This window comes from Enterobacter quasihormaechei (assembly GCF_004331385.1).
In the GTDB taxonomy this organism is placed as follows: Bacteria; Pseudomonadota; Gammaproteobacteria; order Enterobacterales; family Enterobacteriaceae; genus Enterobacter; species Enterobacter quasihormaechei.
Genome location: NZ_SJON01000005.1, coordinates 17,226 through 42,970, shown reverse-complemented (window position 1 = coordinate 42,970; position 25,745 = coordinate 17,226). Strand labels below are relative to the sequence as shown.

Genomic DNA, 25,745 nt, shown 5'->3' with positions numbered 1-25,745 from the left:
TACTTTACCCTTTGTGTAATACGAGGAGGTGTAATGCAATTTCTGTCCCGCTTCGACATCATCGCGCTGATGATGACGCCATCATTCTGGATTGGCGTCGCCACGGTGGTCATTGTGACGCTGCTGGTATACTGGCTGCTGACGCGCCTGATCGCCTTCGTGAAGAAAGGCATCACCACCTGGGGCGACAAGCATCCCACCACCAACCGGATGCGCTTTATCCTGACGGATATGCTTAACCGCACCAGCCGCGTCCTGCTGTTTGTCGTGGCGCTGTTGTTCAGCCTGCGCTTCGTTGACTTACCGGATCATCTCTTTGGCACCGTGAGCCACGCCTGGTTCCTGGTCTTCGCCATTCAGGTGGCGCTGTGGATGGATCAGGGGGTTGTGTCGTGGCTTCGTCACGTCATGCTGGCACCGGGAAGCCATAAAAACCCGGTTACGCTGGTGATCACGGGGCTCATCCTCCGTGCCATTGTCTGGTCAGTGATGCTGCTGTCTATTCTTGCTAACGCGGGCGTCAACATCACTGCTCTGGTTGCCAGCCTTGGGGTAGGGGGTATTGCAATCGCCCTCGCGGTGCAAACGATCCTGAGCGACGTGTTCGCCTCGCTCTCCATCGGTTTTGATAAGCCGTTCGAAATTGGCGATTTTGTGGTGTTTAACGATGTCGCCGGCACGGTCGAGCACATTGGTCTGAAAACCACCCGTATACGCAGCCTGAGCGGGGAGCAGATTGTCTGCGGGAACGCCATCCTGCTGCAACAGACGCTGCATAACTATAAGCGGATGCAAACGCGCCGAATCGTCTTTACCTTCGGCGTCGCCAGCGACACGGCGCCGGATAAACTGCGTTCTGTGGGTGAGATGGTTAAACAGATCATTACCGACGTCGGGGAAACGAAGTTTGACCGCGCCCATTTCCTGGGCTTCGATCGCGATCGTCTGACTTTCGAGGTGGTCCATATCGTTAATACGGCGGATTACAATAAGTACATGGATATTCAGCAGGAAATCAACATCCGTATTCTGGAAGGGCTGAATCAGCAGGAGATCAAGCTGGCGCTGCCGAGCATGGTTCTTCACGCGCCCTGGATGGACGCCGGCGACGAGGCACCCGCCCAGCGGTTGAGCGAAGCGTAATAAAAAAAGCCCGCCGTTACCGGCGGGCTTTCATTTTGGGTCAATCGTCTTCTTCATCGTCCAGTTCAACCGGCGTCTGATACTGATCCGGCTTGATAACCAGCAGGTCGCAGCGCAGATGGTCAATCACCTGCTCGGCGGTGTTCCCCAGAAACGCGGCAGAAATCCCGGTGCGGCCAATGGTGCCCAGCACCACAATACCGGCCTGCAAATGCTCTGCCAGGTCCGGAATAACCTCCTCCGGTAATCCTTTTTCTACGTGCGTCATGTTCTCATCGATGCTGAATTTCTGGCGCAATGCTTTCATTGCCAGCAGATGCTGGCCGCGAATCGCGTCGTTATACACGCTCGGGTCAAATTCAGGCAGCTCGATGGCGATATTGATTGGCGTAACCGGATACGCTCCCACCAGATGGACTTCGGTGTGGTTAACCTGGTCGGCAAGCTGAAGGGTCTCCTTCACCAGCTTCTCGTTCAGCGAATTGTGATAATCCTCTTCGCTGGCCAGATTGACCGCCACGACCGCTTTCCCGCCCTCAGGCCACGGCTGATCTTTCACCATCCATACCGGGCAAGGGCATTTACGCAGCAGGTGCCAGTCGGTCGGCGTGAAAATCACAGATTCCAGTTTGTCGTGCTGGTGCGCCATTTTCAGCAGCAGGTCATGCCCACCGGCCACCACTTCCTGAATAATGGCTTCGAAAGGGCGGTTGTGCCAGACCACTTTAATATCGATAGGTACGCCCGCTTCCAGGTAATATTTCGCCTGCTCGCGGATCCACGCGGTACGTTGGCTGATCACTCCCTGACGCATAGCGGTACGCTCGTCAGGCGACAGAAGGGTGGTCATCTCGTATGAGAAGTCATAAATCGGCAAAAAGGCTTTAATTTTGCCACCAATCCGTTGATGTAAATACACAGCACGTCGTAATGCTGGCTGATCGTCCTGATTAGGATCGATAGCCACCAGCATGTTTTGATACTTTGCCATACAGGTCTCCTTACAACTGTCACCACAGTCTGTAAGTAAAAGAGTAACCTATATATCTTGAATGAAACAGGGGGGAAGTTTTTGCCAGATCAATAAATCATGAAAATTTATCGACCTGGCATTCGTTATCCGGGCGGGTTATGCCACGTTGCGGGAGTGACCGGCCAGAATCGCCAGCGCTTCACCGTTTTCGATGGTGATGTACTTACCTTTAACCGCCAGCATTCCGCTTTTCTGGAAACGACCCAGCAGACGACTGATGGTTTCCACGGTCAGGCCCAGATAGTTACCAATATCGCCACGCGTCATGGTCAGACGGAACTCGCGCGGAGAGAATCCGCGTTCCGCGAAACGGCGGGAGAGGTTGTAGATAAACGCGGCCAGACGCTCTTCCGCATTCTTTTTGGAAAGCAGCAGGATCATATCCTGGTCGCCTTTGATCTCACCGCTCATCAGACGCATCATCTGCTGGCGCAGGTTCGGCATCTTACCGGACAGATCGTCCAGCGTTTCAAACGGGATTTCGCAGACCATAGAGGTTTCCAGCGCCTGAGCAAAGCTCGGGTGATGGCCACTCCCGATGGCGTCAAAGCCGACTAAATCGCCTGCCAGATGGAAGCCGGTGATCTGCTCGTCGCCCTGTTCGGTAATAGTGTAGCTTTTGATGGTGCCAGAACGGATAGCATAGAGCGATTTCAGTTCGTCTCCCGCCTTAAACAGCGTCTGCCCTTTCTGAATTGGCTTTTTGCGCTCGATAATGTTGTCAAGCTGATCGAGTTCATGCTCATTCAGGGTAAACGGGATACAGAGCTGGCTGATGCTGCAATCCTGGCAATGGATAGCACAACCGCCAGACTGAATGCGTCGTATAATTCGCTTTTCCGGGATCATAGGTTTGCTCAAGCCTTAATTGATATTGGTCAATTTTAACATCTTTTTGGTAAGGACGTAAGCCTGGCAATCCTTCAATAAAGGCAAGAGATGGCAGCGTATTGCCATCTCCTTGAAATTCCACAGATTGATTAAGGATTATGAGCCTAAGGGGAAGAAAAATAGGCACAAATAGCCTGGGAATTACAGCAGAAAATACCCTTCGTGACGCAGCAGCCACTCTTTGCGCTGAACGCCTCCGGCATAGCCGGTCAGGGTGCCGTTACGTCCAATCACGCGATGGCAAGGCACCACAATGCTGACGGGGTTAGAGCCATTTGCCGCACCGACGGCGCGCGCCGCACCGGCACGGCCAAGCTGCTCTGCCAGCTGACCGTAGTGCATCACCTGCCCGCAGGGAATATTACGCAGCGCCTGCCACACCTCGCGCTGGAAAGGGGTGCCCGCCGTGGCGGTTGGCAGGGTATCAATAATGCTGAGATCGCCTTCGAAGTAGGCCGTCAGTTTCTCGCTCAGCCCGCCAGGATTGCGGGCGGTGATGCGCTGGTAACCCTCGGCGCGATAATGGATATTGAGCAGCTCAACCATCCGGTCGCTGTGCTCTTCCCACTCCACCGCGCGCAGATTGAACGCTTCATCCGCGATAACCCATAGCGGCCCCAGCGGCGTCGCAATCTTGTCTTCGAGTAATCTCAGCATCAATACTCCTTAATTCAGCCTCGGGTAAACCCCCGGTCCAATCGGCAGGCCGACAAGATACCACGCCAAAAGCATCACCAGCCATACCCCTAAAAAGATAAGCGGATAGGGCAGGACCAGCGAATAGTAGGTATCCATAGTAGCCTCCGGTCTGTAGCGTTGCAGGAAGCCTAAAAACAGTGATGAATGAATGACCACAGGGTGAACTGGATTTCACCATCAAAATTTATTATCAGGGGCCGTACGATCATGAATTTACGTTCGAAAAACCTTTCGATGTATTTTGCCGGGCGGGTCATCCGGCAACAGGGGCGACCACAATTAATGAGCTGCTGGAATATAAAGGGACAATGCCTACGCACCGGGAAAGTTATTTAATAACGCAGTTCAGAAAGGAAGCCAGAAAATGAAATTAATAAAGATAACAATATTAAAAAAATAGAGTCTGCCCGACATCAAACAGACTCCACAGTACACACAGTCGTGCATCCTTTCGCGGACCCTACATGCATTATCCATTGGGCAGGTTTAATAATTTATAACAGCTTTTTGTTAAAAGAAAAGAACGTTAAGTGATTTATTTCACGATTTTTTAACGTAAACGTTTAAATTAATGAAGGCTGAAGTTTAAGTTAAGGTTGGATTAACTTTAATAGCCTCTGTCATTACTCCGCTTCTTAGATCATTATTTGAACCATTGCCGGAGTGATTGAGGCCCGCAACGGGCGCAGGTATAGTACTTACTCAGATGTAGCCGGAGGAATTCCATGAACCCTGACGACAAATCACTTTTCCTTGACGCCATGGAGGATGTCCAGCCGCTCAAACGCTGCACGGATATTCACTGGCAGCAGAGCCGCAACACGCGGGCGCGTCAGGAAATGGATACCGAGCAGCTGGATAACTTTCTGACGCTGGGGTTTCTTGAACTGCTACCCCTCGAAGAGCCGCTGATGTTCCAGCGGGAAGGGGTACAGCAGGGAGTATTTGATAAGCTGCGTTCCGGCAAATATTCCCGTCAGGCCAGCTTAACGCTGTTACGCCAGCCCGCGGAGCAATGCCGCCAGCAGGTATATTCCTTTATTCGCCAGGCCGGACGTGACGGGCTGCGCAACCTGATCATCGTGCACGGTAAAGGGCGTGAGCAGCAATCGCACCCTAACGTGGTGCGCAGCTATCTTGCGCGCTGGCTGACCGAGTTTGACGAAGTACAAGCCTTTTGCGAAGCGCAGCCGTATCACGGCGGCAGTGGAGCATGCTATGTCTCGTTGCGTAAGTCTGAGGAAGCGAAGCGAGATAACTGGGAGCGCCACGCCAAGCGTAGCCGCTAATCAGCCAGGCGGGCGACAGGCTCGCCCGCCCGTCACTCAGAAGGTTTCCCAGTTTGCGTCGGAGGAATTTGCGCCTGCCGTTGACGGGCGCAGCAGTGCGGGCGCTTTCACGTTTTCAGGACGGGATGCCGGAGAAGCCTGAGCATTCAGCCTGAACGCCGCCACGGCCTGGCGCAGCTGTTCTGACTGATCTTCCAGCGCGGCCGCCGCCGTTGCCGATTCCTGTACCAGCGCGGCGTTTTGCTGCGTAACGCTGTCCATCTGCGAGACCGCCAGGCTGACCTGTTCAATACCGCGGCTCTGCTCGTCAGACGCCGACGAGATTTCACCCATAATATCGGTCACGCGCGTCACGGCCACGACGATCTCCTTCATGGTCGCACCCGCCTCGCTCACCTGCTCAGAGCCGGTATTCACCCGGCTGACGGAGCTCTCTATAAGCCCTTTGATCTCTTTCGCCGCCTGCGCGCTGCGGCTGGCCAGCGTCCGTACTTCACCTGCCACAACCGCAAAGCCGCGACCCTGTTCCCCGGCACGCGCGGCTTCAACCGCGGCGTTGAGCGCCAGAATGTTGGTCTGGAAGGCAATGCTATCGATAACGCCGGTGATATGCGCAATTTGCTGAGAACTGTCGGCGATGTCATTCATGGTACGCACCACGTTATCCACAACCTGACCGCCGCGAGCGGCGGTTTCAGACGCATTCTTCGCCAGCAGCGTCGCCTGACGGGCATTATCCGAGTTCTGTTTGACGGTGGCCGTCAGCTCTTCCATGCTGGCGGCGGTCTCTTCCAGCGAGGCGGCCTGCTGCTCGGTGCGGGCGGAAAGGTCATTGCTCCCGGCGGCAATTTCCCCTGCGCCCGTGTAGATGGAATCCGTGCTGCCACGCACGGCGCTGACGGTGCTCACCAGCGACTGCTGCATCTCGTGCAGGCCGGCGGCCAGTTGGCCCATTTCGTTGCGCCCGGAAATATCGACGTTTTGCGTCAAATCGCCGCTCGCGATGGTGCGAATATGGTTCATGATGGCGTTGAGTGGTCTCAATAGCAGGTGCTGTAAACCCTGCCAGATCACGACCAGCACGATGATAACGGTCAGGAAAATCGCCGCCAGCGTCCACTGCATCTGGGTAAAGCTACTCTGGTTCTCGTCGGCGGCGGCTTTCAGCAGAACGTTGTTTTCGGCGCGCCAGCGGGTATAGACCGCCTCCATCTTATCCTGCGCCTGCTGGGCGTCCAGGTCTCCATAGGCCTGATAGTTATCGGCGCGCAGATACGCAATGGACAAGCGCATCACCTCGTGCATGTGCTGCCAGGCCTTCTGCATCTCTTCGGTAAGGGCGGGATCCTGACCGTTAACCTGCGGGATCTCCTGCCAGTTCTTATAATAGCTTTCGGCTTTGGTCAGCGAACCGTTCGCGGTACCCAGCAGCGTGTTTATCGCCGCGAGAGAGGCCGGGTCACGCTGGTTTTTCAGGTAGCGGATCGCCACGCGGGTGACGGTGACGCGCGTTTTAATCAGCGTGTTAACGCTGTCGCTCAGGCTCTCCTGTTGGGCATTGAGCAACCCGGAGTTCTGAAAGTTGTGACGATCGTTGTTAACGGCAGAGTAGAACAACCCTCCCGTGACAACTTGCAGCAGACAGAATATGGTGAGGGCAAAGAGAATACCGGTAATCACGTGCAGATTTTTCAGCATAGCGGTCGTCCGTAAGAGAAGAGGCAGGGTTACATCAATACTATCGTCGTAGCGAATTTAAACTTTAATTTTACTATTGCTTAACTAATGGTTTCGTTGCGGAACCTGTTGTAAATCCGGATCATTTTTATGAGGAAAGTCAGCATGAGCAGCATTGATAAAAGCGGCACGTTCACGTTCGGAACGCGTACGGTTAAACGGTTTGGCTATGGTGCAATGCAGCTTGCCGGACCGGGGGTTTTTGGTCCGCCAAAAGACAAAAATGCCGCGCTGGCGGTGCTGCGTGAAGCGGTGGCGGCGGGCGTCAATCACATCGATACCAGCGATTTTTACGGCCCCCATGTAACCAACCAGCTTATCTGCGAGGCGCTTCATCCATACCGGGACGACCTTACGATTGTGACCAAGATCGGTGCCCGACGCGGTGAAGATGCCTCCTGGCTACCGGCGTTTTCCGCGCAGGAGCTGACGCAGGCGGTGCATGACAACCTGCGTAATCTGAAGCGGGATGTGCTGGACGTGGTTAACCTGCGGATTATGTTTAGCGCCCACGGGCCGGCGGAGGGATCGATTGCCGAGCCGCTAAGCACCCTCGCGGAGCTGCAACAGCAGGGGCTGGTTCGCCATATAGGGCTGAGCAACGTCACCGCTTCACAGGTTGCTGAGGCGCAGAAAATGGTTTCCGTGGTGTGCGTACAGAACATGTACAACCTGGTGAATCGTGGTGACGATGCGCTGGTCGATTCGCTGGCGGAGCAGGGGATTGCCTGGGTGCCGTTTTTCCCGCTGGGGGGCTTCACGCCTCTGCAATCTTCCGGGCTACAGGCGGTGGCGGATTCACTGGGTGCGACGCCGATGCAGGTGGCCCTGGCATGGCTGCTGCAACGCTCGCCAAATATCCTTTTGATCCCGGGAACCTCTTCGGTGGCGCATCTGCATCAAAACCTGGCGGCAGCCGATCTGGTTTTACCGCCTGAGGCGCTGGAGACGTTAAATTCGCTGGTGAAGTAATCCCGACGGCAACGGAAGCCCGGAGGATCTTTCGGGCTTTTGTTGTTTACGATCCAATCTGACTTTGTTCACGGTGAAGCGCTAACGCTTCCGCCACGATTTCCTGCTTACTTTTCCGTGTTTCATACGCAGTGATGCGGATGTACTCCATCAGCGCGGGATCGATGCGCGCGCTTAACATCCTGAGATCGGCCTCCTTTGCTAAACCGCGAGCGACACGCTTATCGGGATAATCACGGGCGGGCATAGAAAACGTCCTCCAAAAATTGTCTTGCTGATTTGTGCTGTAAAATATGCGCTAGTCTCAATGTAAAGTCAATGAATAGTGATCATGTAGTGATTATGATTTGGGGTTGTTATTACTGAAGTCTTAACGAAGTGTTCATGTAGTGTCTGCGTTATCCACGCTGTGAATCCGCATTTATGCAGAAAGTATCATTTACAGTTCTGTTAATGACTGAATGTTTAACACACCCATGAATAATTTCTGCCTGAAACTTAATTCAGGTTAATCTCTCTGCTTATTAATGGGTATTGCGTAATTAAATCTATTGTCTGAAGGCTCAGCTGTAAAAATCTGAGGTTATAAGAACGGCCTTGTCGGGAAATCCTGATATTCATCCTTTAAGCAACGCCTGGCTGGTCATATATTCCAGCGATAGCGAGGGAGTTAGCGATATTCACTTATTGCACCCGGCTAAACCCATGCAATTACGCTGGTTTTCATTTCTTACCACATAATAGCTTTTGTCTACGTTCTCTTTTTAATTTATGCTTCGCATACGAACAATTAGCGTTGTGCAGGGTTTTAGCATCGTGGCAGTTAATAAAACCCTGCTTTATATAAAGAAATCAGGAGATTCATTTTTATGTCAGACAATAATCCCCGCCCGTTCGGCTGGTTAGGCCTGTGGTGCCTGCTGGTGGGTGTGGTACTTCTTGTGACGGGGCTGTTCTTTGCCATCGGCGGTTTTAAACTGGTTACCCTGGGAGGGAGTTGGTACTTTCTCATTGCCGGGGTTATCACGCTACTCTCTGCAATCCAGTTCTTCCGCCGCAAGTCTTCCGCCGTGGGGCTGTTTGCCCTTGTGTTTCTTGGCACCCTGATTTGGGCATTTTATGATGCCGGACTCGACTTCTGGCCGCTGGTTTCCCGTTTGATGGTACCCGCCGGGCTGATGGTGCTGGCAGCAGCCAGCTGGCCTGCACTGCGCAAGCGTGAAGGAAAACCGTCCTCCACAAAAGGGGCGATGGGGGTCTGTGCAGTCCTTATTATCGGCATGGGCGTCACGTTTGTTCAGATGTTTCAACCCCATCCGACCGTGCCGTTTAGCGGCGACAAGCGCCCGCTGGTGCCGGTAAAAGACGAGGCGAAACAGCAGAACTGGGATCACTACGGTAATACGGCTGGTGGCAGTCGCTTTGTGGCGCTGGACCAGATAACCCGTGACAACGTGAAAGATCTGAAACCGGTCTGGACCTACCATACCGGTGACATTCCGCTAAGCCCGGATGGCAATGGCGCAGAAGATCAGCAAACGCCGTTACAGGTAGGCGATCGTGTCTTCCTGTGTACGCCGCATAACAACGTGATCGCCGTGGATGCCGACAGCGGTAAAGAGATCTGGAAAGCGGAAATCAACGCCAAGTCTGCCATCTGGATGCGCTGCCGTGGTCTGGCGTACTTCGATGCCACCAAACCGCTGGTGCAGCCAACGGTAGCCGGCTCCACGCCGGTTCTGCCTGCGCAGGTCGCACCGGGCGCAGCATGCCAGCGTCGTATTCTGATGAATACCATTGACGGTAAGCTGATCGCGTTAGACGCCGATAACGGCAAATTCTGTCCGGACTTCGGCACTAGCGGCAGCGTTAACCTGCATGAAGGGATGGGCGATGTGTCAGATCCCACCTACGTGTTGACGTCGGCCCCAACCCTGGCGGGCACCACGGTCGTGGTGGGCGGGCGCGTTGCGGATAACGTAAGCACCGATATGCCGGGCGGCGTGCTGCGCGGCTATGACGTGATCACCGGCCAGCTGCGCTGGGCATTCGATCCGCGTAATCCGGATCCGAACTATGTTCTGAAGCCGGGCGAACACTACAAACGTAGCTCCGCAAACTCCTGGGCCCCTATGTCCTGGGATGCGTCGATGAATACCGTGTTTATCCCGATGGGAAGTTCCTCTGTTGACCTGTGGGGCGCTGACCGTATTCCGGAAGACCACAAGTACGCCACCTCAATCCTGGCGCTGGATGCGACAACCGGGAAAGAGAAGTGGGTATACCAGACCGTGCATAACGACCTCTGGGATTTCGATATTCCGATGCAGCCGAGCCTGGTTGATTTCCCAACCAAAGAAGGCAACAAGCCAGCGGTCGTGGTGGGCACTAAGGCGGGGCAGATTTACGTTCTCGATCGCCTGACCGGTAAACCGCTCACCGAAGTGAAAGAGGTTCCGGTAAAACCAGCGGATATTCCGCGTGAGCAGTATCCCGCAACGCAGCCACGTTCCGTGGGCATGCCGCAGATTGGCGCGGAGACCCTGAAAGAGTCTGATATGTGGGGGGCGACGCCGTTTGACCAGCTGGCCTGTCGTATCAGCTTCAAATCGATGCGTTACGACGGTCTGTACACGATGCCGGGCACCGATATTTCCCTGAGTTTCCCGGGCTCGCTGGGAGGAATGAACTGGGGCAGTCTGTCCACGGATCCGAACAACCAGTACATTTTCGTCAACGACATGCGTCTGGGTCTGTGGGTTCAGCTGATTAAGCAAGATCCGCAAAGCGCAGTGGCAAACACCGGCGGTGAAGCCGTGAACGCCGGAATGGGCGCCGTTCCTATGAAAGGGACGCCATACTCGGTCAACAAAAACCGCTTCATGTCACCGCTGGGCATTCCGTGCCAGAAACCCCCGTTTGGCACCCTGTCTGCCATTGACCTGAAAACGCAGAAAATCGTCTGGCAGGTGCCGGTCGGTACCGTTCAGGATACCGGTCCGTTTGGGGTAAAAATGCGCATGCCAATGCCTGTCGGTATGCCGACGCTGGGCGGTACGCTCGCCACTCAGGGCGGTCTGGTCTTTATTGCCGGAACCCAGGATTACTACCTGCGTGCCTTTGATTCCTCTACGGGGGAAGAAGTGTGGAAAGCGCGTCTCCCGGTGGGTAGCCAGGGCGGTCCTATTAGCTATGTATCACCGAAAACCGGCAAACAGTACATTCTGATTTCTGCCGGCGGTGCACGCCAGTCGCCGGATCGTGGTGATTACGTGATTGCCTACGCGCTGGATAAATAACAGCGAAATAAGCAGCCAGGCCCCGTCTTAGTACGGGGCTTTTTTTATGGTTAAAAATCACGCATACCAGGAAAGCGGCGGTTTCGGTCAGCCAGCGAAAAGCACCCGCCAGCGGCGGCGACGGCGAGTCATTTCGCGCCACAGCGCGATGATCTCATCCTGTTGCAGGGCATCGATAGCCTGCGGGGTTAACACCGGCAAACCATAGCGCTGGCGAAGGGCGGCCACTGCCGTGGTGCTGGCATCCCTCGGTGACCGGATCTGCGTCGCCAGCTGCTGTCGCAATAGGCTGAACCCGGATTCATCGCACGGCGTCAGCTCGCGCAAAAAGCGTTTACAGCAGCCCAGCAGATCCACGGGTGAACGGTCAGGTGACTGTAGGGCCAGCAGCAGGCCATCGCGATCGGCAATACGCTGATAACGACAGCTGACCACGTAGCCAATTTGCTGTTCCACGCGCAGGCGCTGGAAAAATTGCGGTTCGCAGCATAGCGCCAGCAGCCGCAGCGCGGCGAGCGAAGCGCCCGGTGGCAGCGGAATAAACACCAGCAGCGCCGAATCCGCGCTGGCGTGCGGGATACGTTCGATCCCGCCGGGACAATCGCTAAACGGCGACCCCTTAGCGTTAACAGGCGCCCGGAGCAGGCCAAGTTGCCGGGCTAACCCGTGCGCGTGTTCGGCGCTGCCGCCAGCTAACGCCGCCAGCCAGCCGTCCCGGGGCGGTTCCGATGCCAGCCGTTCAGGCAATTGCTTAAGCAGCTGACGGATCGCGATGCCTTCTGGCGCTGGCGTAATAGCCGGTGTGGGGCGGGAAAGGCGATCGGCAATCGCCCTGAGGATGGGTTCCGCCGTCACCACTGCGTCAGGCAGCCGCAGGGTTAGCTGCCAGCTACCCTCCACCGTTTGCCACTCGCCGCTGCCGCCGATATGGCGCAATTCAGCCAGAAGAGGGCGTAATTGTTTGCCTGCCGCCACACCCTGTGACTCGCTTACGCGCGAATAAAAAGGCCTGCGGAGGATCAGCGTCGGCGGTTGTGCCTGCGCCGGTAAATGCAGCAGCGGAACGGCTTCTGGCGTCAGGGCTGGGGCAGAATATTGGGTAGCCTGCGGGTAGAAGGAAAACGCGATGGGGCTCTCATCCGCAACCGGCTGGCGACGCCAGTGGCTAAGCGGCAGGGAAAAACCCTGGCTGGAAATTGTTTCGGCGGCGTCCATTTTTTTGCAGGCCAGATACGAGGTGGGCGCCGCCAGTAAGTCGGCACAGAAGGCGGAAAAATCAACCGGCGCCGCGCCGGGTGCAAAACCGAACGCCCGCTGGCGCAGCTGGTCAAGGGGCGACAGGGCGCTAAAGCGCTGCTGTGCCAGACGATAATAATGCCGCTGTTGCTCTTGCGTCGTTTGCTGTAGGGCCCGCAGCCAGCGCGTGATATGCGGATCTATGGCCTCGGGCCGTTCGCCGTCAAGCGTTAGCGCCAGCCAGCCGTAATCGTCATCCTGATAAAGCCAGTCCAGCGATACCTCTTCTGCCAGCCCGCCCGCCCGCAGCCCGTCAATCAGGCTTCCGGGGGCCTCGTCCAGCAAGAATTCCCGAAGCAAGGTGACGTTGTCACTTTTTCGGATTAGCGGACAGCGCCACAGCGCGGGTCGCTCCGTCACCGCCAGCTGATAATCTGCTTCAGCGCTAAGGCGTAACGGGGGGGCGGCTTCAGGCACGTCACCTGAAGCAAAACCTGTCGCAAACGTATGGGCAAGCTCGGCTAGCGCATCCAGCGTTTGCGGTCCCTGTAGCCACAATTGCAGGTGTCCGGCCACATAATAGCGGCGATGAAATCCGCGCAACGCGGCGTGCAGCGATCCCGTGTCTTGCCCCAGAGATTCATGGCTACCCACCTGAAAACGGCGAAAAGTCCCCGGTTGTTCCATTGCGTGGCGCGCCGCGGCTTCGCGCCGGGCGGCATCATGCTGCTGGATGAGCCTGTTTTCCGCATCAATGACCGCCACTTCGCGCTGGATGTCCTGCCGGGAAAGCAGCGGCGCCTGCACCATATCCCGCAGTCGTGCGACGCCGTCGGACAGGTTATCGGCGGCAACGTCGAAGAAAAACGCGCTGTGGCGAGCCAGCGTGGTGGCGTTGACGCTGCCGCCCTGACGCTGGATCCAGGCCATGAGACGATCGTCGCCCCGATAGCGCTCGCTACCGCAGAACAGCAGGTGCTCAAGCAAATGCGCGAGGCCGGCGAAGCGCGGTGGCTCATGATGGCTTCCGGCGCTCACGCGCACCAGCGCCGCCGCGCGCGCCGCCTGCGGCTGATAAACCAGCGTTGCGCGTAAACCGCCCGCCAGCTCAACGATGCGGATGGTCATTGTCGCTACAGTTCCCGGGTTTTATAGATAAGCTGAGAACGGGTTCGGTTGCGGAACTGAAGCTGGCCAATTTTCATATCGCTACAGGCTGCTTCGCGTCGCGCGTCCAGAATTTTATGATGATGCGGCGATTTGCTGCACACCGGATCGGCGTTATCAGCATTCCCGGTAAGCATAAAGGCCTGGCAGCGGCAGCCGCCGAAGTCTTTCTCTTTTTCATCGCAGGAGCGGCACGGCTCCGGCATCCAGTCAAACCCGCGATAGCGGTTGAAGCCGAAAGAGTCATACCAGATGGATTCCAGGCTCTGCTCAAGCACCGACGGGAATTCCACCGGCAGCTGGCGCGCGCTGTGGCAGGGCAGCGCCGTGCCTTCCGGAGTCACGCTTAGGAAAATCGATCCCCAGCCGCCCATACAGCCTTTTGGCCGCTCTTCGTAATAATCGGGAGTGACGAACAGCAGGTTGGTCAGATTGCCGCTGGCGGCCATTTTTTGCCGGTAGTCAGCGACCACGCGCTCGGCGCGGGCGATCTGTTCCCGCGTCGGCAGAAGCCCCTGACGGTTGAGGAACGCCCAACCGTAGAACTGGCAGGTGGCAAGTTCGACGTCATCGGCGTCCAGTTCGATGCACAGTTCGATGATCTTATCGATCTGATCGATATTGTGCCGGTGCAGGACGAAATTCAGCACCATCGGGTAATCGCGCGCTTTAACCGCTTTGGCCATCGCCAGCTTCTGCTGGAAGGCTTTTTTATTCCCCGCCAGCGCAGCGTTAAGCACTTCATCGCTGGCCTGGAAGCTAATCTGGATATGGTCCAGACCGGCCTCGCTGAACGCGTCGAGCTTGCTCTCCGTCAGGCCAATTCCCGAGGTGATCAGGTTGGTATAAAAACCGAGATCGCGGGCGGCGCGAATTAGCTCCGGCAGATCTTTACGCGTCAACGGTTCGCCGCCGGAAAAGCCTATCTGCACGCTGCCCATCGCCCGCGCCTGGCGGAAAACGTCGATCCACTGTTCGGTGGTGAGCTCCTGGTCCTGCCGGGCGAAGTCCAGCGGGTTAGAGCAGTAAGGACACTGTAGCGGACAGCGATAGGTCAGCTCCGCCAGCAGCCACAGCGGTGGATTGACGGCGGGTTTATTCTGGCTCACGGAAAATAATCCACTTCTGTTGATAAGCGATTTGCAGGAATTCAACGACGTCGTCATCCACGCCGCCGGCTTCCGGGAAGCGTTCGTTGAGTACGGCAATAATGGCTGCCGCATCGCGTTGGCCATCGACCAGTTCGAGGATGGCGGCCGCGGTATCATTGAGTTTAGCCATGCCTTCCGGATAGAGGATCACATGGCTGTCCTGCGCGGCTTCCCATTGCAGGCGATAGCCGCGGCGAAAGGCGACAATTGAGTTCTTTTGCATGCTTATACCAGTCGGGTTGTGTGCCAGGCCGCTTTGTCGGTGACCGTGTGATAAGGCGGACGCTGTAGCGCGTAGGCCATGGTCATCGCGTCGAGCATTGACCACAGGATATCGAGTTTAAACTGAAGGATCTCCAGCATCCTGTCCTGCTTTTCCGCGCTGTCACAGTAACTCTTCGCCAGCTCCAGACCGTGTTCAACGTCGCGGCTGGCCTGGCTGAGGCGGCTGCGGAAATAAAAATAGCCTTCCTCTTTGATCCACGGATAGTGCTGTGGCCAGCTGTCGAGACGCGACTGATGAATTTGCGGGGCAAACAGCTCGGTTAGCGAGCTGCATGCCGCCTCCTGCCAGTTGGCGCGGCGGGCGAAGTTAACGTAAGCGTCGACGGCGAAACGGACGCCGGGCAGCACGTGGCGTTCGCTGATTAAGTCGTCGCGGCTAAGCCCCACGGCCTCGCCCAGCTGGAGCCAGGCTTCAATACCGCCATCATGACCGTTGCTGCCATCGTGATCGAGGATGCGCTGCACCCATTTGCGACGCGTGTGCGGATCCGGGCAGTTCGCCATAATTGCCGCGTCCTTCAGCGGGATCGTCGTCTGATAGTAAAAACGGTTCGCCACCCAGCCCTGGATTTGCTCGCGGCTGGCCTCGCCGTTATGCATCGCAATATGGTACGGATGGTGAATATGATAATAGGCGCCTTTCGCCCGAAGGGCGTGTTCAAACTCTTGCGGCGAGAGCGTTTCGCGAATGTGCATAGTTAGTCCTGAAGCGTGATGGTCATCCCGTCCCAGCTCACTTCTATTCCCTGCTGCGTGAGGGCGTGACGCTGCGGCGATTGCTCGTTAAGGATCGGGTTAGTGTTATTAATGTGAATCAGAATCTTGCGCTTTGCCGGCAGTGAGGCCAGCAGCGCCATCATGCCGTGTTCATCGCCGAGCGCCAGATGGCCCATGTCGCGGCCGGTATTGCGCCCGACGCCGGCGGCCTGAAGCTCATCGTCCTGCCAGACGGTGCCGTCAATCAGCAGACAGTCCGCTTTTTTAAGCCACGGCAGAATGGCGTCATCGGGTTCACCGAGACCCGGCGCGTAGAACAGCGTCTGACCGTTGCGGCGGTTTTCGATAAACAGCGCCACGTTATGCCCGGGCAGCGGGCGGTCGCGCCAAGGCGAATAGGGCGGTGCGTTACTGGCGATGGGGACAGCGGTAAACTGCAAATCAGGGCAGGCTTCCACGCTAAAGGCGGTGAGCGGGGCAATCGGATGATGAATCAGGCCGCCGTTCCAGTGCCGTAGCATGGTAAAAATCGGGAAACCGCTGGTAAGATCTTCATGCACCTCGGGCGTACACCATACCTGATGCGGGCAGCCCTCGCGCAGGCTGAGCAGCCCGGTGGTGTGGTCAATCTGGCTGTCGGTGAGAATAATGCCGCCAATATGCGTGCCGCGCAGAACCTCTTTCTTGTTCAGTTCTGGCGTGTGGGCAATCTGCTGGCTGATATCGGGCGAGGCGTTACACAGCACCCACTCTTTGCCGTTATCGCTGACGATGATCGACGATTGGGTGCGAGGGGTCGCCTGAAGAGTACCGTTGCGCAAACCCTGACAGTTGGCACAGTTACAGTTCCACTGTGGGAAACCGCCGCCGGCGGCGGAACCGAGGACTTTAATAAACATGAAGATAGGCCAGGTAGTAAAACGAAAATGCCCGCACGAATGGCGGGCTGAGTGATTAGCGGTTGGAAATGTACAGCGTCACTTCCAGGCCAAGACGTAAATCAATAAAAGCAGGTTTCTTCCACATCGTTTTTTCCTCTTTAAAAATACAGCACTAACGCCATCGTTTGTGCCAGTTTTGTGATGGTCATCAAATAATGCGCTACAGGGGGGCAAAGCTCAACCCAAAATATGTAAGGAATTAACGTAATGTTTACAACGCAACCTATTGTTGCCAAACATTTTGCAATACCTTTTGCCAGTTGCCCCACAGCAGTTTATTCAGCACAAATTGATCATAGCCGCTATCGCGCAACGCGCCGATCAGCCGCGGTAAACCACTCACATCGTGCAACTCATCCGGCAACGTAATGCCGTCAAAATCGGAGCCGAGCGCGACGTGATCGTCACCCATGATGTTAATAAGATAGTCGATATGGCGAACGATTGTGCTGAGCGGAGTATCACTATCGCGTTTACCGTCGGCGCGCAGAAAGGCGTTGCCGAAATTAACGCCCACCATGCCGCCGCTGTCGCGGATGGCCAGCAGCTGCCGATCGGTCAGATTGCGCGGTTGCGGGCACAGAGCATGGGCGTTGGAATGGGTAGCGACCAGCGGGGAAGAGGAATGACGAGCAGTATCCCAGAACGCCTTTTCATTCATATGCGAGACGTCAATCACCATGTTCAGGGCGTTAGCCTGCCTGACGAGGGCGATCCCCTCTGCGGTGAGGCCAGGGCCGCTGTCCGGGCTGCCGGGAAATGCTCCGTTAACGCCGGTGCCGAAACGGTTAGCAATGTTCCAGAAAGGCCCAATGCTGCGCACGCCGGCGGCATAAAAGGCCCGTAGATCGTCTCCCTCGCCGTCAAAACCGCCCGCGCCCTCAATATGCGCCACCATTGCCAGCACCTTATCCTGACGGCAGCGTTCGATATCCGCCGCGCTCAGGCACAACCGCGCCCGGCCTGCGGAGTGTGCGATAAGCTGCTTAAGGATCGTCAACTGCTGCCAGAGAATGTCGATCGGCTCCCACGGCTCGCTGGCGTATTGCGGCGCCATGCGGGCGATATACGCCTGCGGCGGCACGAACAGCGCGAACAGCCCGCCGGAAAATCCGCCTTGCTGCATGCGGGGATAATCGAGATGTCCGTTCTCAATACCGGAAAAGAAAGCCGTTACCGGATCCTGGCGATGGTGAAGCCATAAGTTAAGCAACAGGTCATTGTGACCATCAAAAATCGCCATAGCGCATCCCACTGTCTTGTATTGCCGAAAAAGTTGCCTGGCACGATAACCGATTTGTCCCGTCCGGCAAGGGGAAATTTACAACTTAGCAGCAATTGTTAATATCACTTAACAGTAAGACGATCGGCACATCGTATTGTTGCCGATGGGCGGTAAAGCCGTTGATATTATTTCTTCTTGTTCATCATCGCTTTGAGATCGGCAAAAGGATTAAACGTAGCGACACCCACGTCTTTTTGCGCATCCTCACCCGCGACAACGGTGGTGCCATACTGGTCTGCTTCGGTGTACTTTGAGTGTTCGTGGTCGTGGCAAAACAGGCATAACAGCTCCCAGTTACTGCCGTCTTCCGGGTTATTGGTGTGATCGTGGTCGATATGGTGAACCGTGAGTTCACGAAGATTCGAATAAACAAACTCTCGCGAGCAGCGCCCACAGACCCACGGGTAAATTTTAAGCGCTTTTTCACGGTAGCCGCTTTCCAGCCGTGCGTAGTTTTTGGGGATCAGAGCCATTGCTGTTGTTACCTGTTAAAAAAGAATAGTTCACACTATATCCCATTATGAGATGGCAGGAGAATGCCTCCTCGGCGGGAGGGATGCCTGTGGTCTGCGTTTTCTGTCAGTTTATTTGAAGCATTCCGTTAAATAATCACCATTTATTCTCATCCGCGAATGCGTAGAGTAGGGATCACGCAATGCTTCATCAGGATATTCCACTATGAAAAAGATTGGATTTTTGTCGTTTGGTCACTGGACGCCGTCTTCCCAGTCCGGCACGCAGACCGCGGCTGACGCGCTGCTACAGTCCATCGATCTGGCGGTCGCCGCTGAAGAGCTGGGCGCGGACGGCGCTTATTTCCGCGTGCACCATTTTGCCCGCCAGCTCAGTTCGCCATTCCCCTTGCTGGCTGCGATAGGCGCGAAAACCAAACGCATCGAAATCGGTACGGGCGTGATCGACATGCGGTACGAGAATCCGCTGTATATGGCGGAAGATGCTGGCGCGGCAGATCTCATCTCCGGCGGACGATTACAGCTGGGTATCAGCCGGGGCTCTCCGGAGCAGGTGATTGATGGCTGGCGTTATTTTGGTTACGTGCCGCAGGAAGGGGAAAATGAATCCGATATGGCGCGCCGCCACACCGAAGTACTGCTTGATGTATTACGTGGTGAAGGGTTTGCGAAGCCTAACCCACAGCCGATGTTCCCCAACCCGCCGGGATTGTTGCGTCTGGAGCCGCATTCAGAAGGCTTACGCGATCGTATCTGGTGGGGGGCTGGCTCCAATGCAACGGCAGTATGGGCGGCCAAACTGGGGATGAACCTGCAAAGCTCAACGCTAAAAGACGATGAAACCGGCGAGCCGTTTCATATTCAGCAGGCAAAACAGATCCGTGCCTACCGACAGGCCTGGGCAGAGGCTGGGCATACTCGTCAGCCGCGCGTTTCGGTCAGCCGCAGTATTTTTGCCCTGATGGACGATCGCGACCGGATGTATTTCGGTTCAGGCCGCAACGAGAGCGACAGCGTTGGCTATCTGGATGAGAAAACGCGGGCAATTTTCGGACGCAGTTACGCCGCAGAGCCAGACAAGCTGATTGAACAGCTGAAAAAGGATGAAGCCATCGCTGAAGCGGATACGCTATTGCTTACCGTGCCGAATCAGCTGGGCGTGGCATACAACGCGCATGTCATCGAGTCCATACTGAAACATGTCGCACCGGAAATGGGATGGCGCGATCGTAATGCTTAATCTGGCCCTCTGGTATCGCCGGTTTGGTGAGCCTGAATCGGTACTGCAACCGGAAACCGCCCCCATGCCGCCGCGCCAGCCGGGAGAGATACGTGTGCGCATGCTTTTTTCGCCGGTGAACGCCTCCGATCTTATCCCCATAACCGGGGCGTATCGCCATCGCACGCCGCTGCCTGCGATAGCCGGTTATGAAGGGGTCGGAATAGTAACCGAAACGCCCGCCGCTTACCCGACGCTGCTGGGCAAGCGGGTGCTGCCGTTACGGGGAAAGGGGACGTGGCAGCGTTATGTCGATTGCCCGGCAGGGTACGCGGTTCCTGTCCCGGACGACGTCGACTCGCTGCTTGCCGCGCGGGCGTATATCAACCCGCTTGCCGCACAGATGATGCTGGACCGCTATCCTCCGGCCGGTAAAACGGTGCTGCTCACCGCTGCCGGTTCTGACTGCGCCGTTCTGCTCGGGCAATGGGCTCGTCAGGCGGGTGCAGAGGCGGTTTACGGGATCCACCGCTCGCCCGTGCACGCTCAACGTTTGGCCGGATTAGGGATCGTCCCCATTGCGCAACAGGATATGGCCGCAGTCAACGCTGCCGCCGCGCGCGCAGACGTGGTGTACGACGCCACGGGCGGCAGCCTGGCGGAAACGATCCTGGGCGTGATGCCTGAAAGCGGCACGTTTGTCTGCTACGGGCTGCTCTCCGGTCAGACATTCCGGCAGCAGCGGGCGTTGCCGCGCGTGGCGTGGTTTCACATTCGTAATTACCTGGACGCACTCAGCACGGAGGCGTGGCAGGCGGAGTTTCAGCGCATCTGGCCGAAACTGCGGGCCAGCCAGTGCAGCGATGTCACCCTTTACCCTCTGACGGAATGGCAGCGGGCATTGGGCAACTATCGCGAAGCGGGAAGAACGCGCAAGCCCGTGCTGTCGATGGAGAATTAATCGGCCTTATGGCTCATGTCGCTCAGCAGTACAGCGATACTTTGTCCACCGGCGGTCTGCTCCAGGCCAATTTTCACAATAATCGTCAGCGGAACGGAGAGCAGCATGCCGACAGGCCCAAGCAGCCAGCCCCAGAAGATCAGGGACAGGAACACAACGAGGGTTGAAAGCCCCAGCCCACGCCCCATGATGCGTGGCTCAAGAATGTTCCCGAAGACAAGGTTAATCACCAGATAGCCTGCCAGCAGAATCAGCGCATCATACAAACCGCTGAAAACCAGCACCTGAAGGATAGGGGGGATCGCCGCCAGCACGGAGCCGATGTTAGGAATGTAGTTAAGGGCAAAGGCCAGCAGCCCCCAGACAAAGGCGAAACGCACGTCCAGCGCGGCGAGCATCCCCCAGACCACGAATCCCGTCACCAGACTGATGGCCGTTTTCAGCACCAGATAGCGTGAAACGCTGTCGAGCGCGCGCTGAATGGCGCCCATTCCTTCCACCGGACGCACCATGATGTGCTGTAGCTTTGCAGGCAGTTGAGGGACTTCCAGCAGCATAAACACGACCGTCAGGAACAGCAGGAAAATGGAGGTCATGGCGTTGGAAAGCTGTGTCAGCAGGCTGGTGACAATCGTCATGGCAGCATTCGGATCGATGTATTTAAGCAACTCCTCAACCGAGACTTCAATGCCGGCGCGTTGTAGCCAGGGTTCAATTTGCAGCAGCGGGGTCGCCAGGGAAGAACGGTATGTCGGTAGGGTTCGCGCCAGCTCGTTCAGGGATGTTCCCAGATAGGCAACTAACAGCACCATCGCAACGATGATAATACTGATAAGCAGGCTGATCGCCAGCACCCGCGGTATGCGCATCCGCACCATCCGCTGCACCAGCGGGTTTAGGATCACCGCGATAAAAAGCGCCAGGATAAAGGGCACGATGATATCGGCCGCAAAACGAACGCCGGTCAAAATGATCACCAGCATGCCCAGCATGATGACTATCTTAAGCCCGTTGAGGGTGATAATGGGTTTGGCCATGAACGTTCCTGAAAAGTTTTTTATTTATAATAGAGGGGAAAGCGGATTAAAAAAACTAACCAAAATCAAACAGACTGGGTAAAGAAATGAAAAGGCTTTGAGTAAATTCCTGGCTTATGATACAAATCAGGCGTGTTCAACTACTGAGGACAATTTTCATCCGCAAAGACGAGAAGCAACACCGCGGATAATTGTAATTTTATGGACAATTTGTTCAGGACGTATTTTTCAAACAACACTGCTCTGTTTTCAACCTCCCTCTGCATGCTTTCCGGTGAACAACACTGGCGTTCCGCGCTATAGTCACGTCTTCTGCCTGAGCTGGCGCTATGCGCTTAGCTGTCTGATTTAATTCCCAATTTTTTTGGTTTGCTGTCCGCAGCGAGCCTCGATGGATTATATTCTCAAGCAGGAGAAAAACATGTTTTACTGGATTTTATTAGCGCTGGCTATCGTAGCTGAAATTACCGGCACCCTGTCGATGAAATGGGCGAGCGTGAGTGATGGCAGCACCGGATTTATTTTGATGCTGGTCATGATTACGCTTTCCTATATTTTCCTCTCCTTCGCGGTTAAAAAAATCGCGCTGGGCGTGGCATATGCCCTGTGGGAAGGTATTGGTATTTTATTGATTACGCTTTTCAGCGTCATGATATTTGATGAAACCTTGACGACAATGAAAATTGCCGGGTTGACGACCCTGGTGGCAGGTATCGTGCTGATTAAATCGGGTACGCGCAAGCCGGCAAAACAGCAGAAGGAGCAGACCCATGCAGCAGTTTGAATGGATCCACGCGGCCTGGCTGGGTTTAGCGATCGTTCTGGAAATTATTGCGAACGTCTTTCTGAAGTTTTCCGACGGTTTTCGTCGCAAAGCCTACGGCCTGCTATCGATTGCCGCGGTGCTGGGGGCGTTTAGCGCCCTGTCACAGGCGGTAAAAGGCATCGATCTTTCCGTGGCCTATGCGCTGTGGGGCGGCTTCGGTATTGCCGCCACCCTGGCGGCAGGCTGGATTATGTTCGGGCAGCGTTTAAACAATAAAGGCTGGATAGGGCTGGTATTACTGCTCGCCGGCATGATTATGATTAAACTGGCCTGAGTAACCTACAGCTGCGCCAGGGCTTCCAGCCTGTCGCGAAAACCGGTCACCGCCAACGCCCGGTTATCGGCACGCCAGCGGTCTTTCGCCGCCGGAGCTGAACTCTGAACGCCAATCAACTGCCAGCCGTTAGCGGTTTTTAACATCAGGGGCGATCCGCTATCACCCGGTAGCGTATCGCACTGATGCGAAAGCACGCTGTTTTGCGCCCAGCCCGTCACCACGCAGTCCGTATGGGTGTAAAGCGAATCGAGGTGATCAACAGGGTAGCCTGACTGCGTCACTTTGCGGTCGGCGGCCTTCAGGGCGGCGGTGAGCGCGTCTTTGTCGCCATCAAAAAGCGGTAGGGGAGCGATCCCGGATGGCGGATAACGCAAAACGATCAGACCGAAATCCCATGATGCCGCACCGGGCGGCACAATCCAGCCATCGCCATCCGGTTTTAAGCGTTTACCGAGCGACGGATCCACCCGCCCCTCAATACCGTGGATTTCGTAGCGCCATATTCCTTTTTGCGACACAAAGCGCAGGGCGATCGCTTTATCCGGTTTGCCCTCGGGCGGCATTAGCAGGCAATGACCCGCCGTCAGCGCAAGGCGTGGCGTAATGAGCGTTGCGGTACATAAATTGCCGCTGGCGGTTTCCAGTTGCCCGATGGCATCCCAGGGCGCTTCGGTAGGATCGGTGACACGCGTACGATCGTCATGACCAAAAAACAGCGTCTTTACCTCTTTGGCGCTAATGGCGACATCGTCACCATCATCCGCATGTGAAAAGCCAGCAAAAAGGCTAAACGTTCCCAGTAACAACACAACAGATTTACGCATATCACACTCTGGTGGGGGTAATTATGATTATTAAAAGTGAACCCTATGAAAATACTATAGACGCGACAGCGAGAAAGTGGGAGTAAAATCAGCGTGCTACATTCAGGAAAGATAAAAGTGGCTGGCGATGAGCGCGCACAAGATTAGCAGGATAAGAATGAACTCAAACCGATAGCGCCGCAGCATACGCCCTCCGGATAAAAAAACGGCGCTGACCTCAAACCCGTTCAGCGCCGGTTTACCAACGTGCCCCGAAGGGCACGGTTAAGCGTGTACTCTTACGCTGCTGGCTGTGCAGCAGGTTTAGCCGCTTCGTGTTTTGCCGCTTTTTTGTGATGCTTTTTAGCCGCCTGTGCTTTCTGCTCTACCGCGGGTTTTGCCGCTTTTTTGTGGTGCTTTTTAGCCGCCTGTGCTTTCTGTTCTGCCGCAGGTTTAGCCGCTTTGTGATGTTTTTTATGGTGAACCGTTTTGGCCGGAGCAGAAGTGGTCGCCGCAGGCGCTGCGGTGGCGGTAGTTTCAGCCGCGAATGCAGCAGAAGACAGACCCATAGCAGCGGCAACAACCAGAGCTAATACTTTTTTCATTTTCATACCCTCGAATTTGGTTTTTCATTTAACCCCACTGCGGGGCCGTTGAAAGAACTATATCCCTGTAAATTCGAGGTTTCCGTGAGTGATTGGTATCGGCGTGTAACCGTATGTACAACGCCGGGGCGTCACCCCGGCGCGTTCGGTTACAGGTAGCGGGAAGTCAGGTGTTCGCGGAAGTAACGGATGTTCAGATCCTCACCCGTTGCCTGAGTGATTAACTGCGACGTGCTGAAGCGGCTGCCGTGCTGCCAGATGTTCTGACGCAGCCAGTCAAACAGCGCCGAGAAATCGCCTCCGGCAATGGATGCCTGCAACCCGGGCAGCGCAGTTTTGGCAGCATGGAAGAGCTGTGCCGCATACATTGCCCCCAGCGTGTAAGACGGGAAGTAGCCGAAACCGCCGTCGGTCCAGTGGATATCCTGCATACAGCCGTTGCGATAATTATCCCTGGTGGATAACCCAAGCCAGGCCTGCATTTTCTCATCCCACAGGGCGGGAATATCGTCGACTTCGATTTCGCCGTTGATCAGCGCGCGCTCGATCTCATAGCGCAGCACCACGTGCGCCGGGTAGCTCACTTCATCCGCATCCACGCGAATGTATCCCGGTTTCACGCGCTGGTTCCAGGCAATGAAATTCTCTTCACTGAACGCCGCCTGACTGCCGAAACGGGCATGGACCGCCGGAAGCAGATGCTTGAGGAATGCCTCGCTGCGGCCCAGCTGCATCTCAAAGAACAGACTCTGGGATTCATGGATCGCCGTAGAGCGCGCCAGTGCAACGGGCTGCCCGGCCCACGCTCGGGGAAGATTTTGCTCGTAGCGGGCATGTCCGGTTTCGTGGATCACGCCGAAAAGCGCGCTGAGCAACTCGTCTTCATCGTAACGCGTGGTGATACGCACATCTTCCGGCACGCCGCCGCAGAACGGGTGGGCGCTAACGTCCAGACGACCGCCGTTAAAATCGAAGCCCAGCATTTTCATCGCTTCCAGGCCCAGCTCGCGCTGCGTGGCGGTCGGGAAGGGACCCTGTGGCGGAACGAACGATCGCTGAGCTTGTTTTTCCACAACCTTTGCCAGCAGGTCCGGCAGCCACGACTTCATATCGCCAAACAGCACATCCAGGCGGGCGCTGGTCATGTCGGGTTCAAAAATATCCAGCAGCGCGTCGTAAGGCGTGCAGCCTTTGGCCTCGGCGCGCAGGCGAGCTTCTTCACGACTGAGCTTCACCACCTCTTTCAGGTTGGCTGAAAAGCCCTGCCAGTCGTTGGCCGGACGCTGAGTGCGCCAGGCGTGTTCACACTTGCTACCTGCCAGCGATTTTGCCTCTACCAGCGATTCCGGCAGTAAGGTGGCCTGCTGGTAGTGGCGCGTCATTTCACGCAGGTTGGCCTGCTCTACGTCGTTCAAATCTTCTTCAGCCGCCGCAGCCAGCCATTCACCCATTTTTTTATCGGTCAGGATCTGATGTTGCAGGACGCTCATCTCCGCCAGCGCCTCACCGCGCGCGGCGCTGCCGCCGGGCGGCATCATGGTAAACATGTCCCAGCTGGCGATGGAGGAGAGGTGAGAGAAGCGGGAGAGACGCTGGAAGGTGCGGGTGAGTTGTTGATAAGAAACGTTTTTCTGCATAATTATTGTTCTCGTTCTGTTAGAGGTGTTCTGGGGAGTGTAACGCGAATCAGGGAGGAACC

The 25,745-nt window shown here is 56.0% G+C and carries 26 protein-coding genes and 3 pseudogenes; 10 read left to right on the top strand and 19 right to left on the bottom strand.

Annotated elements, in window-relative coordinates:
* Positions 1–33: 33 nt before the first annotated feature.
* The gene (locus E0L16_RS08770) at positions 34–1,143 is read left to right on the top strand and encodes a mechanosensitive ion channel family protein (RefSeq protein ID WP_063866858.1); all 1,110 of its coding nucleotides are present in this window, start codon (positions 34–36) and stop codon (positions 1,141–1,143) included.
* A gap of 40 nt (positions 1,144–1,183) precedes the next feature.
* Here E0L16_RS08770 and uspE read toward each other — a convergent pair whose 3' ends face one another.
* From uspE to E0L16_RS08750, 4 genes and pseudogenes are all read right to left on the bottom strand, one after another.
* The gene (uspE, locus tag E0L16_RS08765; protein WP_003857535.1) at positions 1,184–2,134 is read right to left on the bottom strand and encodes a universal stress protein UspE; all 951 of its coding nucleotides are present in this window, start codon (positions 2,132–2,134) and stop codon (positions 1,184–1,186) included.
* 138 nt (positions 2,135–2,272) lie between these two features.
* Positions 2,273–3,025 (bottom strand): fumarate/nitrate reduction transcriptional regulator Fnr, encoded by a 753-nt coding sequence (gene fnr / locus E0L16_RS08760; protein WP_000611906.1) that lies wholly within the window; start codon positions 3,023–3,025, stop codon positions 2,273–2,275.
* Between the two features lie 183 nt (positions 3,026–3,208).
* Positions 3,209–3,724: a methylated-DNA--[protein]-cysteine S-methyltransferase gene (gene ogt, locus E0L16_RS08755; RefSeq protein ID WP_112793256.1), complete on the bottom strand. Its 516-nt coding sequence runs from the start codon at positions 3,722–3,724 to the stop codon at positions 3,209–3,211.
* Between the two features lie 9 nt (positions 3,725–3,733).
* A pseudogene (locus E0L16_RS08750) lies at positions 3,734–3,907 on the bottom strand (AbgT family transporter); the annotation flags it as partial.
* 14 nt (positions 3,908–3,921) lie between these two features.
* On the opposite strand from E0L16_RS08750, the pseudogene E0L16_RS22185 reads away from it, so the two are divergent.
* Positions 3,922–4,098: pseudogene (locus E0L16_RS22185) on the top strand (LysR family transcriptional regulator); the annotation flags it as partial.
* Between the two features lie 393 nt (positions 4,099–4,491).
* Positions 4,492–5,055, top strand: coding sequence for a DNA endonuclease SmrA (smrA, locus tag E0L16_RS08740; protein ID WP_063866853.1), 564 nt, complete (start codon positions 4,492–4,494; stop codon positions 5,053–5,055).
* Positions 5,056–5,091: 36 nt separating this feature from the next.
* On the opposite strand, the gene tcp is transcribed toward smrA, so the two are convergent.
* Positions 5,092–6,753: a methyl-accepting chemotaxis citrate transducer gene (tcp, locus tag E0L16_RS08735; protein ID WP_131636739.1), complete on the bottom strand. Its 1,662-nt coding sequence runs from the start codon at positions 6,751–6,753 to the stop codon at positions 5,092–5,094.
* A gap of 144 nt (positions 6,754–6,897) precedes the next feature.
* Between tcp and E0L16_RS08730 the strand changes: the two genes are divergently transcribed.
* Positions 6,898–7,764 (top strand): aldo/keto reductase family oxidoreductase, encoded by an 867-nt coding sequence (locus E0L16_RS08730; RefSeq protein ID WP_131636738.1) that lies wholly within the window; start codon positions 6,898–6,900, stop codon positions 7,762–7,764.
* A gap of 46 nt (positions 7,765–7,810) precedes the next feature.
* On the opposite strand, the gene E0L16_RS08725 is transcribed toward E0L16_RS08730, so the two are convergent.
* Entirely contained in the window at positions 7,811–8,011 is a 201-nt protein-coding gene (locus E0L16_RS08725; protein ID WP_063451500.1) for a hypothetical protein, read from the bottom strand.
* Between the two features lie 622 nt (positions 8,012–8,633).
* Between E0L16_RS08725 and E0L16_RS08720 the strand changes: the two genes are divergently transcribed.
* On the top strand, positions 8,634–11,063 hold the full coding sequence (locus tag E0L16_RS08720) for a glucose/quinate/shikimate family membrane-bound PQQ-dependent dehydrogenase (protein ID WP_131636737.1): 2,430 nt from the start codon (positions 8,634–8,636) through the stop codon (positions 11,061–11,063).
* Between the two features lie 87 nt (positions 11,064–11,150).
* Here the strand turns inward: E0L16_RS08720 and pqqF are convergent, their stop codons facing one another.
* From pqqF to yajD, 8 genes are all read right to left on the bottom strand, one after another.
* Positions 11,151–13,427 carry a pyrroloquinoline quinone biosynthesis protein PqqF gene (gene pqqF / locus E0L16_RS08715; protein ID WP_131636736.1) on the bottom strand — a complete coding sequence of 759 codons (2,277 nt, stop codon included), beginning with the start codon at positions 13,425–13,427 and terminating at the stop codon, positions 11,151–11,153.
* Between the two features lie 5 nt (positions 13,428–13,432).
* The gene (gene pqqE, locus E0L16_RS08710) at positions 13,433–14,575 is read right to left on the bottom strand and encodes a pyrroloquinoline quinone biosynthesis protein PqqE (protein WP_063866848.1); all 1,143 of its coding nucleotides are present in this window, start codon (positions 14,573–14,575) and stop codon (positions 13,433–13,435) included.
* Positions 14,562–14,840 (bottom strand): pyrroloquinoline quinone biosynthesis peptide chaperone PqqD, encoded by a 279-nt coding sequence (pqqD, locus tag E0L16_RS08705; protein WP_063451496.1) that lies wholly within the window; start codon positions 14,838–14,840, stop codon positions 14,562–14,564. Before pqqD ends, pqqE begins: the two co-directional genes overlap by 14 nt.
* Positions 14,841–14,842: 2 nt before the next feature.
* Positions 14,843–15,598: a pyrroloquinoline-quinone synthase PqqC gene (gene pqqC / locus E0L16_RS08700; protein WP_131636735.1), complete on the bottom strand. Its 756-nt coding sequence runs from the start codon at positions 15,596–15,598 to the stop codon at positions 14,843–14,845.
* Positions 15,599–15,600: 2 nt separating this feature from the next.
* Positions 15,601–16,518 carry a pyrroloquinoline quinone biosynthesis protein PqqB gene (gene pqqB, locus E0L16_RS08695; RefSeq protein WP_063451494.1) on the bottom strand — a complete coding sequence of 306 codons (918 nt, stop codon included), beginning with the start codon at positions 16,516–16,518 and terminating at the stop codon, positions 15,601–15,603.
* 55 nt (positions 16,519–16,573) lie between these two features.
* Complete coding sequence (pqqA, locus tag E0L16_RS08690; protein WP_002905689.1) at positions 16,574–16,645, bottom strand: pyrroloquinoline quinone precursor peptide PqqA; 72 nt, start codon at positions 16,643–16,645, stop codon at positions 16,574–16,576.
* Positions 16,646–16,783: 138 nt separating this feature from the next.
* Entirely contained in the window at positions 16,784–17,803 is a 1,020-nt protein-coding gene (locus E0L16_RS08685; RefSeq protein ID WP_131636734.1) for a dipeptidase, read from the bottom strand.
* 167 nt (positions 17,804–17,970) lie between these two features.
* Positions 17,971–18,318 carry an HNH nuclease YajD gene (gene yajD, locus E0L16_RS08680; protein ID WP_006808895.1) on the bottom strand — a complete coding sequence of 116 codons (348 nt, stop codon included), beginning with the start codon at positions 18,316–18,318 and terminating at the stop codon, positions 17,971–17,973.
* Positions 18,319–18,523: 205 nt separating this feature from the next.
* Between yajD and E0L16_RS08675 the strand changes: the two genes are divergently transcribed.
* Complete coding sequence (locus E0L16_RS08675; protein WP_063451489.1) at positions 18,524–19,558, top strand: LLM class flavin-dependent oxidoreductase; 1,035 nt, start codon at positions 18,524–18,526, stop codon at positions 19,556–19,558.
* Entirely contained in the window at positions 19,551–20,498 is a 948-nt protein-coding gene (locus E0L16_RS08670) for a zinc-dependent alcohol dehydrogenase family protein (RefSeq protein WP_131636733.1), read from the top strand. Before E0L16_RS08675 ends, E0L16_RS08670 begins: the two co-directional genes overlap by 8 nt.
* Here the strand turns inward: E0L16_RS08670 and E0L16_RS08665 are convergent.
* Complete coding sequence (locus tag E0L16_RS08665) at positions 20,495–21,535, bottom strand: AI-2E family transporter (RefSeq protein ID WP_131636732.1); 1,041 nt, start codon at positions 21,533–21,535, stop codon at positions 20,495–20,497. The two genes, E0L16_RS08670 and E0L16_RS08665, sit on opposite strands and share 4 nt — an antisense overlap.
* A gap of 132 nt (positions 21,536–21,667) precedes the next feature.
* On the opposite strand from E0L16_RS08665, the pseudogene E0L16_RS22335 reads away from it, so the two are divergent.
* From E0L16_RS22335 to mdtI, 3 genes and pseudogenes are all read left to right on the top strand, one after another.
* Positions 21,668–21,838, top strand: a pseudogene (locus tag E0L16_RS22335) (protein YdgV).
* A gap of 118 nt (positions 21,839–21,956) precedes the next feature.
* Positions 21,957–22,319, top strand: a complete 363-nt coding sequence (mdtJ, locus tag E0L16_RS08660) for a multidrug/spermidine efflux SMR transporter subunit MdtJ (protein ID WP_112793265.1) — start codon at positions 21,957–21,959, stop codon at positions 22,317–22,319.
* Positions 22,306–22,635, top strand: coding sequence for a multidrug/spermidine efflux SMR transporter subunit MdtI (gene mdtI / locus E0L16_RS08655; protein WP_063866842.1), 330 nt, complete (start codon positions 22,306–22,308; stop codon positions 22,633–22,635). Before mdtJ ends, mdtI begins: the two co-directional genes overlap by 14 nt.
* A gap of 5 nt (positions 22,636–22,640) precedes the next feature.
* Here mdtI and E0L16_RS08650 read toward each other — a convergent pair whose 3' ends face one another.
* The 4 genes from E0L16_RS08650 to E0L16_RS08635 all read right to left on the bottom strand — a co-directional run bounded on the left by E0L16_RS08650 (position 22,641) and on the right by E0L16_RS08635 (position 25,683).
* Positions 22,641–23,462: a trypsin-like serine peptidase gene (locus E0L16_RS08650; RefSeq protein WP_131636731.1), complete on the bottom strand. Its 822-nt coding sequence runs from the start codon at positions 23,460–23,462 to the stop codon at positions 22,641–22,643.
* Positions 23,463–23,564: 102 nt separating this feature from the next.
* Positions 23,565–23,648, bottom strand: coding sequence for a small membrane protein YdgU (gene ydgU, locus E0L16_RS22330; RefSeq protein WP_057979992.1), 84 nt, complete (start codon positions 23,646–23,648; stop codon positions 23,565–23,567).
* 92 nt (positions 23,649–23,740) lie between these two features.
* The gene (gene asr, locus E0L16_RS08640; RefSeq protein WP_063451542.1) at positions 23,741–24,046 is read right to left on the bottom strand and encodes an acid resistance repetitive basic protein Asr; all 306 of its coding nucleotides are present in this window, start codon (positions 24,044–24,046) and stop codon (positions 23,741–23,743) included.
* Between the two features lie 149 nt (positions 24,047–24,195).
* Complete coding sequence (locus E0L16_RS08635) at positions 24,196–25,683, bottom strand: carboxypeptidase M32 (protein ID WP_131636730.1); 1,488 nt, start codon at positions 25,681–25,683, stop codon at positions 24,196–24,198.
* Between the last annotated feature and the right edge of the window lie 62 nt (positions 25,684–25,745).